This is a genomic window from Mycobacterium sp. NGS59 (genome assembly GCF_059812345.1).
The window spans coordinates 85,417-98,308 of the sequence record NZ_JCALCN010000007.1 but is presented as its reverse complement, the minus strand read 5'-3'; the positions used below and the strand labels follow the sequence as shown (position 1 = coordinate 98,308).

Annotated in this window: 8 protein-coding genes and 3 rRNA genes; 3 read left to right on the top strand and 8 right to left on the bottom strand. The window is 61.5% G+C overall.

Annotated features, from left to right (window positions below):
• Window positions 1-59 precede the first annotated feature (59 nt).
• A complete protein-coding gene (locus AC5Y46_RS10635) occupies window positions 60-1,556 on the top strand; it encodes an AlkA N-terminal domain-containing protein (protein ID WP_499941051.1) in 1,497 nt (498 codons plus the stop codon).
• The gene (locus tag AC5Y46_RS10630) at window positions 1,553-2,041 is read left to right on the top strand and encodes a methylated-DNA--[protein]-cysteine S-methyltransferase (protein WP_499941053.1); all 489 of its coding nucleotides are present in this window, start codon (window positions 1,553-1,555) and stop codon (window positions 2,039-2,041) included. The genes AC5Y46_RS10635 and AC5Y46_RS10630 overlap by 4 nt, the downstream gene beginning before the upstream one ends.
• A 134-nt stretch (window positions 2,042-2,175) precedes the next feature.
• Here AC5Y46_RS10630 and rrf read toward each other — a convergent pair.
• The 4 genes from rrf to murA form a co-directional block, all read right to left on the bottom strand.
• Window positions 2,176-2,289: ribosomal RNA gene (gene rrf / locus AC5Y46_RS10625) — 5S ribosomal RNA — on the bottom strand.
• 95 nt (window positions 2,290-2,384) lie between these two features.
• Window positions 2,385-5,493: ribosomal RNA gene (locus tag AC5Y46_RS10620) — 23S ribosomal RNA — on the bottom strand.
• A gap of 278 nt (window positions 5,494-5,771) precedes the next feature.
• A 16S ribosomal RNA gene (locus AC5Y46_RS10615) occupies window positions 5,772-7,301 on the bottom strand.
• The 16S, 23S and 5S rRNA genes sit together here, the layout of an rRNA operon.
• Window positions 7,302-7,604: 303 nt before the next feature.
• A complete protein-coding gene (murA, locus tag AC5Y46_RS10610; protein ID WP_499941054.1) occupies window positions 7,605-8,858 on the bottom strand; it encodes a UDP-N-acetylglucosamine 1-carboxyvinyltransferase in 1,254 nt (417 codons plus the stop codon).
• A 58-nt stretch (window positions 8,859-8,916) separates the two neighbouring features.
• Here murA and AC5Y46_RS10605 point away from each other — a divergent pair, with 58 nt between their 5' ends.
• Window positions 8,917-9,507, top strand: coding sequence for a cob(I)yrinic acid a,c-diamide adenosyltransferase (locus AC5Y46_RS10605; RefSeq protein ID WP_499941056.1), 591 nt, complete (start codon window positions 8,917-8,919; stop codon window positions 9,505-9,507).
• Window positions 9,508-9,599: 92 nt separating this feature from the next.
• Here AC5Y46_RS10605 and AC5Y46_RS10600 read toward each other — a convergent pair whose 3' ends face one another.
• Genes AC5Y46_RS10600 through AC5Y46_RS10585 form a run of 4 tightly spaced genes read right to left on the bottom strand, consistent with a single transcriptional unit; the run spans window position 9,600 to window position 12,887 of the window.
• Entirely contained in the window at window positions 9,600-10,043 is a 444-nt protein-coding gene (locus AC5Y46_RS10600; RefSeq protein ID WP_499941058.1) for a DUF2550 domain-containing protein, read from the bottom strand.
• Between the two features lie 8 nt (window positions 10,044-10,051).
• The gene (locus AC5Y46_RS10595; RefSeq protein WP_499941060.1) at window positions 10,052-10,417 is read right to left on the bottom strand and encodes a F0F1 ATP synthase subunit epsilon; all 366 of its coding nucleotides are present in this window, start codon (window positions 10,415-10,417) and stop codon (window positions 10,052-10,054) included.
• A 43-nt stretch (window positions 10,418-10,460) separates the two neighbouring features.
• Window positions 10,461-11,924 carry a F0F1 ATP synthase subunit beta gene (gene atpD / locus AC5Y46_RS10590; protein ID WP_499941062.1) on the bottom strand — a complete coding sequence of 488 codons (1,464 nt, stop codon included), beginning with the start codon at window positions 11,922-11,924 and terminating at the stop codon, window positions 10,461-10,463.
• 24 nt (window positions 11,925-11,948) lie between these two features.
• Window positions 11,949-12,887: a F0F1 ATP synthase subunit gamma gene (locus AC5Y46_RS10585; RefSeq protein WP_499941064.1), complete on the bottom strand. Its 939-nt coding sequence runs from the start codon at window positions 12,885-12,887 to the stop codon at window positions 11,949-11,951.
• Window positions 12,888-12,892 lie beyond the last annotated feature (5 nt).

The window sequence follows — 12,892 nt, the reverse complement described above, 5'->3', positions numbered from 1 at the left end:
TCCACAGTGATGTCGCTTTTCCGCTAGTCTCGCCGGCGACTTAGTGTAATTGTCGAAGAGTGCACGAGGATTTCGAACGCTGCTACCGAGCTGTCCAGGCCAAGGACGCGCGGTTCGACGGCTGGTTCGTGACGGCTGTGCTGACCACCCGGATCTATTGCCGGCCCAGCTGTCCGGTTCGGCCACCGTATGAACGGAATGTGCGTTTCCTGCCGACGGCCGCCGCGGCCCAACGCGAGGGATTCCGCGCCTGTAAGCGCTGCCGTCCGGACGCGTCGCCGGGTTCTCCAGAGTGGAACGTGCGCGGTGACGTCGTCGCCCGAGCGATGCGGCTCATCGCCGACGGCACGGTCGACCGCGAGGGTGTCACCGGGTTGGCGGCGCGCCTCGGGTACACCACCCGGCAGGTCGAACGGTTGTTGCAGAGCGAGGTCGGCGCCGGTCCGCTCGCACTGGCCCGAGCGCAGCGGATGCAGACCGCTCGGGTGCTCATCGAGACGACAGATCTGCCGTTCGGCGACGTCGCGTTCGGCGCCGGTTTTTCCAGCATCCGCCAGTTCAACGACACCGTGCGCCTCGTCGCCGACAGCACACCGACGGTGTTGCGCAAGCGCGCCAACGCGCGATTCGGTTGTGCCGGCAGGTCTTTGAACGCGGTGTCGTTGCGCCTGCCGGTACGCACGCCATTCGCCTACGAAGGGGTGTTCGGACACCTGGCCGCCACCGCGGTTCCGGGATGCGAAGAGGTACGGGACGGCGCCTACCGGCGCACGTTACGGCTCTCCGCGGGCAACGGCGTGGTGACGCTGACGCCCGCACCCGATCACGTGCACTGCGTGCTGGTGCTCGACGACTTCCGCGACCTGGCCACGGCCACGGCGCGGTGCCGTCGTCTGCTGGATCTGGACGCCGATCCCGAAGCGGTCGTGGAGGCGCTCAGCGCGGACCCGGACCTGGCGCCGGTGGTGGCCAAGGCGCCCGGGCAGCGCATTCCCCGCACCGTCGATGAGGCCGAACTGGCCGTGCGTACCGTTCTCGGACAACAGGTTTCGACCAAGGCCGCACGGACGCACGCGGCCCGGCTGGTCGCCGCGTACGGTCAGCCCGTGCACGACAGCGCGGGCGCGTTGACCCACACCTTCCCGTCCGTCGAACAGCTCGCGGAGATCGATCCGGTCCATCTGGCCGTCCCCGCGGCCCGTCGCCGAACGGTGAGCGCTCTGGTCGACGGCATCGCCGAGGGGAAGGTGAACCTCGATCCCGGGTGCGATTGGACCCGGGCGCGGCGCCAGTTGCTGGACCTGCCGGGCATCGGGCCCTGGACCGCGGAGGTGATCGCGATGCGTGGGCTGGGAGACCCCGACGCCTTCCCGGCCAGCGACCTCGGCGTCAGACTGGCCGCCGAGAAACTCGGTCTGCCGGCACCCACACGAACGCTGACCGAGCGCAGCGCACGCTGGCGGCCGTGGCGTTCCTATGCGACTCAACATCTTTGGACCACCCTGGAACATCCGGTCAACCAGTGGCCGCCTACAACTCAGAAGGGGATCGCATGACTGTCTACCGCACCATCGACAGCCCGATCGGACCGTTGACGCTGGCCGGGCGGGACGGGACTCTGACGAATCTGCGCATGGTGGACCAGACCTACGAACCGAGTCGGGCCGATTGGATTCCGGACGACACCGCGTTCGCCGAAGTGGCAGCCCAACTCGATGCTTATTTCGGCGGCGAACTGCTCGACTTCGACGTCGAATTGGACATGGGCGGCACGGCATTTCAGCAGCGGGTGTGGCAGGCCCTGCTGACCATCCCCTACGGCCAGACCCGCTCCTACGGAGAGATAGCCCAACAGATCGGGGCCCCCGGCGCCGCGCGCGCGGTAGGACTGGCCAACGGCCACAACCCGATTGCCATCATCGTCCCGTGTCATCGGGTGATCGGTGCCGGCGGCAAGTTGACCGGGTATGGCGGTGGGTTGGACCGCAAGCAGACGCTGCTCGCCTTGGAACGGCGCCGCGCCCACGCAACCCTCTTCTGACATGGCGCGACGCACCCCCGCAAGCGGGGGGTGCCCCCAGCAAAAGGCCCCCATTTCTTAGCGAAATGAGGGGCTTTTGCGGCTGGTCGCGCAATAACAAAAACACCCCCAAATAAATGGGGGTGTTTTTGTGTGTTCGGCGGTGTCCTACTCTTCCACCCGAAAAGGGCAGTACCATCGGCGCTGACAGGCTTAGCTTCCGGGTTCGGGATGGGACCGGGCGTTTCCCTGTCGCTGTGGCCGCCGTAACTCTATTTATTTTGTGCAATCAAGTTGTGTTGATGGGGGGTGTGGTGTCCTCGACACGAATGCCGAGAGACGGATAGTGGTTGCGATTGGTTGTGTTGGTAAGTTTTCGGCCGGTTAGTGCCAGTTCCCTGCACCCATTACTGAGCTTCCAGGTCTGGCCTATCAATCCCGTGGTCTGCGGGGGGCCTTATCCCTCCTAGAGGGTGAGAAACCTGATCTTGGAGAAGGTTTCCCGCTTAGATGCTTTCAGCGGTTATCCTGTCCGAACGTAGCTATCCAGCGGTGCCCCTGGTGGGACAACTGGTGCACTAGAGGTTCGTCCGTCCCGGTCCTCTCGTACTAGGGACAGGTTTCCTCAAGTTTCTGACGCGCGCGGCGGATAGAGACCGAACTGTCTCACGACGTTCTAAACCCAGCTCGCGTGCCGCTTTAATGGGCGAACAGCCCAACCCTTGGGACCTGCTCCAGCCCCAGGATGCGACGAGCCGACATCGAGGTGCCAAACCATCCCGTCGATATGGACTCTTGGGGAAGATCAGCCTGTTATCCCCGGGGTACCTTTTATCCGTTGAGCGACACCCCTTCCACTCAGAGGTGCCGGATCACTAATCCCGACTTTCGTCCCTGCTTGACTTGTAGGTCTCGCAGTCAAGCTCCCTTGTGCATTTACACTCAACACCTGATTGCCGTCCAGGTTGAGGGAACCTTTGGGCGCCTCCGTTACATTTTAGGAGGCAACCGCCCCAGTTAAACTACCCACCAGGCACTGTCCGTGAACCGGATATACGGTTCGACGTTAGGTGTCCAATACGATCAGAGTGGTATTTCAACAACGACTCCACTCGAACTAGCGTCCGAGTTTCACAGTCTCCCACCTATCCTACACAAACCGTACCGAACAACAATACCAAGCTATAGTGAAGGTCCCGGGGTCTTTTCGTCCTGCCGCGCGTAACGAGCATCTTTACTCGTAGTGCAATTTCGCCGAGTCTATGGTTGAGACAGTTGAGAAGTCGTTACGCCATTCGTGCAGGTCGGAACTTACCCGACAAGGAATTTCGCTACCTTAGGATGGTTATAGTTACCACCGCCGTTTACTGGGGCTTAAATTCTCCGCTTCACCCTTGCGAGTTAACGGGTCCTCTTAACCTTCCAGCACCGGGCAGGCGTCAGTCCGTATACATCGTCTTGCGACTTCGCACGGACCTGTGTTTTTAGTAAACAGTCGCTTCTCACTGGTTTCTGCGACCGGTTTCCGCTCCCACCGAAAAGGTGTTCACGGCATGCCGGTCCCCCTTCTCCCGAAGTTACGGGGGCATTTTGCCGAGTTCCTTAACCATAGTTATCTCGTACGCCTTGGTATTCTCTACCTGACCACCTGTGTTGGTTTGGGGTACGGGCCGTGTGTGAACTCGCTAGAGGCTTTTCTTGGCAGCTGAGGATCACCGAATTCGCCTCAATCGGCTATGCGTCACCTCTCAGGATTAGTGAGCGACGGATTTGCCTATCGCTCTCCCTACGGGCTTGCCCCAGTATTACCACTGACTGGTACGGCTACCTTCCTGCGTCACCCCTTCGCTTGACTACTACCAACCGGGGTCCCACGCAGCCGGTCACCGTCGCACCCCGAAGGGATTGATCAGCGACCATTTGGGTGGTTAGCACAATTGATTCATCACGGGCGCGCACACACGGGTACGGGAATATCAACCCGTTGTCCATCGACTACGCCTGTCGGCCTCGCCTTAGGTCCCGACTCACCCTGGGCGGACTGGCCTGGCCCAGGAACCCTTGGTCTTTCGGCGGGCAAGGTTCTCACTTGCCTATTCGCTACTCATGCCTGCATTCTCACTCCCCCACCCTCCACCGGCGGTTACCCGACGGCTTCGCTGAATGAGGGACGCTCCCCTACCCACACCTACAAAAGTAGATGTGCCGCGGCTTCGGCGGTGTGCTTGAGCCCCGCTACATTATCGGCGCACAATCACTTGACCAGTGAGCTATTACGCACTCTTTCAAGGGTGGCTGCTTCTAAGCCAACCTCCTGGTTGTCTCTGCGACTGCACATCCTTTTCCACTTAGCACACGCTTTGGGGCCTTAGCCGGCGATCTGGGCTGTTTCCCTTTCGACGTACGGAGCTTATCCCCCGCCGTCTCACTGCCACGCTTGACACCACGGCATTCGGAGTTTGGCTGACGTCAGTAACCTAGTAGGGCCCATCGGCCATCCAGTAGCTCTACCTCCGTGGTGAACCACGCAACGCTGCACCTAAATGCATTTCGGGGAGAACCAGCTATCACGGAGTTTGATTGGCCTTTCACCCCTACCCACAGCTCATCCCCTCAGTCTTCAACCTAAGTGGGTTCGGGCCTCCACGCGGTCTTACCCGCGCTTCACCCTGGCCATGGGTAGATCACTCCGCTTCGGGTCCAGAACATGCCACTACACCCCAAAGGGGATGCGCCCTATTCAGACTCGCTTTCGCTGCGGCTACCCCACACGGGTTAACCTCGCGACATGTCCCTGACTCGCAGGCTCATTCTTCAAAAGGCACGCCATCACCCCACAAGGAGGCTCTGACGGATTGTAGGCGCACGGTTTCAGGTACTCTTTCACTCCCCTCCCGGGGTACTTTTCACCATTCCCTCACGGTACTAATCCGCTATCGGTCATCGAGAAGTATTTAGGCTTACCGGGTGGTCCCGGCAGATTCACAGCAAATTCCACGGGCTCGCTGCTACTCGGGAGATTGATCAAGGCAGGTGTCGGATTTTCGCGTACCGGGCTCTCACCGTCTGCGGCGGACCATCCCAGGCCACTTCCGCTAATCACGACACTTTCTGACTGCCTCTCAGCCAGGTAGAGCTGAGAAGATCATTCCCACAACCCCGCACACACAACCCCTACCCGGTATCACATGCATGCGGTTTAGCCATGTTCCGCGTTCGCTCGCCACTACTAGCGGAATCACAATTGTTTTCTGTTCCTACGGGTACTGAGATGTTTCACTTCCCCGCGTTCCCTCCCGCACCCTATATATTCAGATACGGGTAACACGACATCACTCGTGCTGGGTTTCCCCATTCGGAAATCCTCGGATCAACGCTCGGTTGACAGCTCCCCGAGGCATATCGCAGCCTCCCACGTCCTTCATCGGCTCTCGATGCCAAGGCATCCACCATGCGCCCTTAGACACTTACAAACACTACAAAAACCAAAGAATAAAATTGCACAAAAGAAACACGCCACCGCGAACGGCGACGCGATCATTTGATGCTCGCAACCACTATCCAGTTCTCAAACACCACACCCCACCACCAAGATGGTGGGACAACACCTGAAACACTCAAGTGTTGCCTCAGGACCCAATAGTGTGTCTGGCTTGCTTGTTGTCGTGCACCCGGCCCTCGTCCACTACAGACGAGAACCCCTCACGGCTCGCACCCCACCAATTGGAGTGCTTTTCGTGGTGCTCCTTAGAAAGGAGGTGATCCAGCCGCACCTTCCGGTACGGCTACCTTGTTACGACTTCGTCCCAATCGCCGATCCCACCTTCGACAGCTCCCTCCCAAGGGGTTAGGCCACTGGCTTCGGGTGTTACCGACTTTCATGACGTGACGGGCGGTGTGTACAAGGCCCGGGAACGTATTCACCGCAGCGTTGCTGATCTGCGATTACTAGCGACTCCGACTTCACGGGGTCGAGTTGCAGACCCCGATCCGAACTGAGACCGGCTTTAAAAGGATTCGCTTAACCTCGCGGCATCGCAGCCCTTTGTACCGGCCATTGTAGCATGTGTGAAGCCCTGGACATAAGGGGCATGATGACTTGACGTCATCCCCACCTTCCTCCGAGTTGACCCCGGCAGTCTCTCACGAGTCCCCGGCATTACCCGCTGGCAACATGAGACAAGGGTTGCGCTCGTTGCGGGACTTAACCCAACATCTCACGACACGAGCTGACGACAGCCATGCACCACCTGCACACAGGCCACAAGGGAACCGACATCTCTGCCGGCGTCCTGTGCATGTCAAACCCAGGTAAGGTTCTTCGCGTTGCATCGAATTAATCCACATGCTCCGCCGCTTGTGCGGGCCCCCGTCAATTCCTTTGAGTTTTAGCCTTGCGGCCGTACTCCCCAGGCGGGGTACTTAATGCGTTAGCTACGGCACGGATCCCAAGGAAGGAAACCCACACCTAGTACCCACCGTTTACGGCGTGGACTACCAGGGTATCTAATCCTGTTCGCTCCCCACGCTTTCGCTCCTCAGCGTCAGTTACTGCCCAGAGACCCGCCTTCGCCACCGGTGTTCCTCCTGATATCTGCGCATTCCACCGCTACACCAGGAATTCCAGTCTCCCCTGCAGTACTCAAGTCTGCCCGTATCGCTCGCACGCTCACAGTTAAGCCGTGAGATTTCACGAACAACGCGACAAACCACCTACGAGCTCTTTACGCCCAGTAATTCCGGACAACGCTCGCACCCTACGTATTACCGCGGCTGCTGGCACGTAGTTGGCCGGTGCTTCTTCTCCACCTACCGTCAATCCGAGAAAACCCGGACCTTCGTCGATGGTGAAAGAGGTTTACAACCCGAAGGCCGTCATCCCCCACGCGGCGTCGCTGCATCAGGCTTGCGCCCATTGTGCAATATTCCCCACTGCTGCCTCCCGTAGGAGTCTGGGCCGTATCTCAGTCCCAGTGTGGCCGGACACCCTCTCAGGCCGGCTACCCGTCGTCGCCTTGGTAGGCCGTCACCCCACCAACAAGCTGATAGGCCGCGGGCCCATCCCACACCGCAAAAGCTTTCCACCACAGGACATGCATCCCGTGGTCCTATCCGGTATTAGACCCAGTTTCCCAGGCTTATCCCGATGTGCAGGGCAGATCACCCACGTGTTACTCACCCGTTCGCCACTCGAGTACCCCGAAGGGCCTTTCCGTTCGACTTGCATGTGTTAAGCACGCCGCCAGCGTTCGTCCTGAGCCAGGATCAAACTCTCCAAACAAAAACCCCTCGATACCGAGGTGAATTCACAATCAGAGAAAATCTGACCTAACAAAAAGACGCCATGAACTGGCATCTGAAAAAACGACTACACCGACACACGGGGGGCGCCGAATGTAGTCAAAAAACAACAACAAACAAAAACACCAAACACACTATTGAGTTCTCAAACAACACTTTTTACTGCTTGTTTCGCCCGCTTCGGGGCAACCCTGCCAGCTTAATACAGATCCGGCTAGAGAGTCAAGCCCTGGTTTCGATCATCTTCTGGGAGGTGATCGCGCCTGTGGGGCGTGAACGATGGCTACTGTACCCGCTCGATCTCGGCTCCCAAAATCGCCAGGTTCTCGACGAACAACGGGTAGCCGCGATCGATGTGAAACACGTCGTGGACCTCGGTATCTCCGTCTGCCACAAGGCCTGCCAGTACCAGGCCGGCACCTGCGCGGATGTCCGAACACCACACCGGAGCACTGGACAACTGCGGCAGTCCGCGCACCACGGCGTGGTGCCCGTCGGTGCGCGCGTCGGCCCCGAGCCGGATCATCTCCTCGACGAATCGAAACCGTGCCTCGAACACGTTCTCGGTGATCATCGAGGTGCCGTCGGCGATCGAGGCAAGCGCAATCGCCATGGGCTGCAAGTCAGTTGGGAACCCCGGAAACGGCAACGTCGCGACGTTGACCGCTTTGGGCCGTTCGTATTGCGCAATCCGGAAGCTGGTATCGGTCTGGGTGACCGTGGCGCCCGCATCGTGCAACTTATGCAGCACCAACTGCAGATGCGCCGGATCTATTCCCGTCACGGTGATGTCGCCGCGGGTCATGGCGGCGGCGATCCCCCACGTAGCCGCCACGATGCGGTCACCGATGACCCGATGCTCGGTGGGATGCAGCCGCGGGACGCCGGTGATGGTCATGGTCGGTGAGCCGGCTCCCTCGATCTGGGCACCCATCTGGTTGAGCATGGTGCACAGGTCGACGACGTCGGGTTCGCGTGCGGCGTTGTGGATGGTGGTGACGCCCTCGGCCATGACCGCTGCCATCAGGATGTTCTCGGTGGCGCCCACCGACGGGAATTCCAGCTGAATCTCCGCCCCGCGCAACGTATCTGCGTGAGCAACCACACACCCGTGCTCGATGTTGCAGGTGGCGCCGAGCTGCCGCAGACCCGCCTGGTGCATGTCCAGCGGCCGCGATCCGATCGCGTCACCGCCGGGCAGCGCGACTCTGGCCTGTTTGCAGCGTCCGACCAGGGGCCCGAGCACACAGACCGAAGCGCGGAACTGGCGTACGGCGGCGAAGTCGGCGTCGTACTTGGGCTCGTCGGGTGAGGTGATCCGGGCGACGTCCCCGTCGAGCTCGACGGTGGCGCCGAGACCACGCAGTACCTCGGCCATCAACGGCACGTCGAGGATGTCAGGGCAGTTGGTGATGGTGCTGGTGCCCTCGGCCAGCAGGGTCGCGGCCATCAGCTTGAGCACACTGTTCTTGGCGCCTCCGACGGCGACTTCGCCGGACAACCGGCTGCCACCAGTCACCACGAATCGCTCCGCCACCCGGGTAAGTCTAGTGAGCGACACCGTCCATGTCAGTCGGCCCGGTACGGTTTTGCCTATGGCAGTCCATCTGACCCGCATTTATACCCGCACCGGCGACGACGGCACGACGGGATTGAGCGATTTCTCACGGGTCCACAAGACCGACGCACGCCTGGTCGCCTACGCGGACTGCGACGAGGCCAACGCTGCGATCGGCGTCGCGGTGGCGTTGGGCGCACCCGATGAGCAACTCGCAGGTGTGCTCAAGCAGATTCAGAACGACCTGTTCGACGCGGGCGCGGACCTGTCGACTCCGGTGGTGGACAACCCGAAGTATCCGCCGCTGCGTATCACCCAGCCCTATATCGACCGGCTGGAAGGTTGGTGCGACGCCTACAACGAGGATCTGCCGGCGCTGAATTCGTTTGTCCTGCCGGGTGGTTCGCCGCTGTCGGCACTGCTGCACGTCGCGCGGACGGTCGCCCGTCGCGCCGAGCGTTCGGCGTGGGCCGCGGTCGAGGCGCATCCGGACGGGGTGAGCGTGCTGCCGGCGAAGTACCTGAACCGGCTCTCGGACTTGCTGTTCATTCTGTCGCGGGTGGCCAATCCCGACGGTGACGTGCTCTGGCAGCCGGGCGGCGGTAGTGCCGCGAGCAGACGGCGGTAGTGCCGCGAGCAGACGCAAAAGCCCCTGAAAATGGGCATTTTCGGGGGCTTTTGCGTCTGCTCGCGAGGGTAAGGTGACCCCCTGCTCGGGGGCTAGACGCTGCGGCGACGGGCGCGGGGTGACGGCCGAGACTCCAACCATGACTGAAAAGCCGTCAAAGCGCCTCTGTCCAAGGCGATTTCATATCCCAGCCGACGCTCCTGGGTGGTGTCGCGCAGTTCCAGCACCACGATCTCGTCGCTCATGATGTCGAATTCGTCGCCGCGGGGCGCACGCCTGCCCACGACCTCCACTCCGCGCCTGCTCAGCCGGCGATCCGGCCACAACCGCAGACTGGACAGTCGATAGAACGCGGCTTCGCCACCGCGATAACGGATCACCCCGTGCCGCCAGCCATGACCACCCACCGCGGGGATGTCGCGCATGATGGCCGCCATTCCTCCCTGGCGCAGTTTCCACAGCCGGAAACTCAGGGCCAGAACGGCCGCACCCAGCAGGACAACGAGCACGACCATGCCGACCATGGGCGCGCTCATCCTACGGATCAGTCGATCGCGCCGATGGCGCGCAATCTGGCGCGGCCCCGGGCGGCGGTTGCGGGATCGTCTGATTCGGAATCCTGCCTGGCCGAACTCTCGTCGATGTCCTTCTCGAACTCGGCCGATTCCGCGAGGACACTGACGCCGTCCTCGGTCACCGTCAAGAAGCCGCCGTCCACTGCGATCCGCAGGTCGTCTTCGCCTTCCCGTTCCACCCGGACCATGGCGTCGTCGACCAGCTGCGCGACCAGCGGGATGTGGTGCGGCAGGATGCCGATCTCCCCGACGGTGGTGCGGGTGAACAGAAACGTCGCTTCCCCCGACCAGATCTCACGGTCGACCGCGACGATCTGCACGTTCAATTCAGCCATGCCACACCACCTTCCATATCTTTCGAGTCAGGACTTGCACGCCTCACAGCTTGACGTCGAAGGTCTCGGCCTTCTTGGCCAGGTCGTCGAGTCCACCGATCAGGAAGAAGGCCTGCTCGGGCACGTGGTCGAAATCGCCCTTGGTCAGCTTGTCGAAGGCCTCGATGGTCTCCTTGACCGGCACCGTCGAACCGGGCTGGCCGGTGAATTGCTCGGCGGCCATCATGTTCTGCGACAGGAACCGCTCGATGCGCCGCGCGCGGTTGACCAGCTGCTTGTCCTCCTCGGACAGTTCGTCGACACCGAGGATGGCGATGATGTCCTGAAGGTCCTTGTAGCGCTGCAGGATTCGGATGACCTCCTGCGCCACGCGGTAGTGCTCGTCGCCGACGACGCTGGGGTCCAGAATGGTCGAACTCGAGGCCAGCGGGTCCACCGCGGGGAAGATGCCCTTGGAGAACACCGACCGCGACAGCTCGGTGGTGGCGTCCAGGTGCGCGAAGGTGGTGGCCGGCGCGGGGTCGGTGTAGTCGTCGGCGGGCACGTAGACAGCCTGCATGGACGTAATCGACTTGCCTCGCGTGGAGGTGATGCGCTCCTGCAGCTCACCCATCTCGTCCGCCAGCGTCGGCTGGTAACCCACCGCGGACGGCATCCGGCCGAGCAGCGTGGAGACCTCCGAACCGGCCTGGGTGAACCGGAAGATGTTGTCGATGAACAGCAGCACGTCCTGGCCGGCTTCGTCGCGGAACCACTCCGCCATGGTCAGCGCCGACAACGCCACCCGCATACGGGTGCCGGGCGGCTCGTCCATCTGACCGAACACCAGCGCGGTGTCCTTGAGCACGTCGGCTTCCTTGAGCTCGACCCAGAGGTCGTTGCCCTCACGGGTGCGCTCGCCCACACCGGCGAAAACCGAAGTACCACCGAAGTTTCGGGCGATACGGTTGATCATCTCCTGGATCAGCACGGTCTTGCCCACGCCGGCACCGCCGAACAGTGCGATCTTGCCACCACGCACGTACGGCGTGAGCAGGTCCACAACTTTCAGACCGGTCTCGAGCATCTCGGTGCGAGGCTCCAGGTCTTCGAAACTCGGCGGCTTGCGGTGGATCGACCAGTGGTCGAAGTCTTCTCCGTACCCCTCCTCGTCCAGGCACGTGCCCAGCGCGTTGAAGACGTGGCCCTTGACTTCCTCACCTACCGGGACCGAGATCGACTTGCCGGTGTCGGTGACGTCGACGCCGCGCACCAGTCCGTCGGTGGGCTGCATCGAGATGGCACGGACCAGGTTGTCACCGAGGTGCTGAGCCACCTCGAGAGTCAAGGTCTTCTTCATCGACTCGTAGGTGATGTCGGCGTGCAACGCGTTGAACAGCTCCGGTACGGAACCACGCGGAAACTCGACGTCGACAACGGGTCCGGTGATACGGACCACGCGACCGTTGGTGTCGGAGCCGTTCGACTTCTTGCCGGACTTCTCTGTCGTGTCTGATGTAGCTGCCATATGTCTATCGCTTCCTCGTGGTGCTTACTTGGCGGCGTCGGCGAGCGCGTTGGCGCCACCGACGATTTCGCTGATCTCTTGGGTGATCTGGGCCTGCCGCTCACGGTTCGCCTGCAGCGTCAGGTCCTTGATGAGGTCGTCGGCGTTGTCGGTGGCCGACTTCATCGCACGCTGGCGCGAAGCCAGTTCGGAGGCCGCCGATTCCAGCAGCGCCGCATACACCCGAGTGGTCAGGTACCGCGGCAACAGTGCGTCGAACAGCGTGGTGGCGTCCGGCTCGAAGGAATACAGGGTGTGCGGTTCGTCGTCGTCATCGTCTCCGACGTATTCGACGACCAGCGGCGCGATCCGGTGCGCGGCAGCCGATTGCGACATCATCGACTTGAATTCCGAATAGACGATGTGCAATTCGTCGACGCCCTGCACATCACTGTCGACCTCGATGCCGGAATCGTCGTATTCCTCGCCGGTGCCCTTCATGAAGGCGTCGACCAGCGTGTCGCCGATCTCAGCGGCGTTCTCGTACTGGGGCTGCTCGGAGAAACCCGACCAGGACTGTTGAATGTCCCAGTTCCGGAACGAGTAGTAGTTCTGCGCTTTGCGGCCGACAGTGAAGAGAACCGGCTGCTTACCTTCCTCGCGCAGGAGCGAGAACAGTTCTTCCGAGCGACGGAAGATGCTGGAGTTGTAGGCGCCGCACAGGCCACGGTCGGACGACAACACCAGCACGCCAGCCTTTTTCGGGTTCTCCCGCTCCACCAGTAGCGGGTGGTCGAGGGCGGCTTCGGCGGACAACGTGAGAAGCGTGGAGGTGATCTGGAAGGCGTATGGCCGGGCGGCCTGCAGCCGGGACTGCGCCTTGCCGATGCGCGACGTGGCAATCAGTTCCTGGGCCTTGGTGATCTTCTTGATCGAACCCGCCGAGCGGATCCGGCCGCGGAGTTCGCGAAGTGTGGCAGCCATGGTCC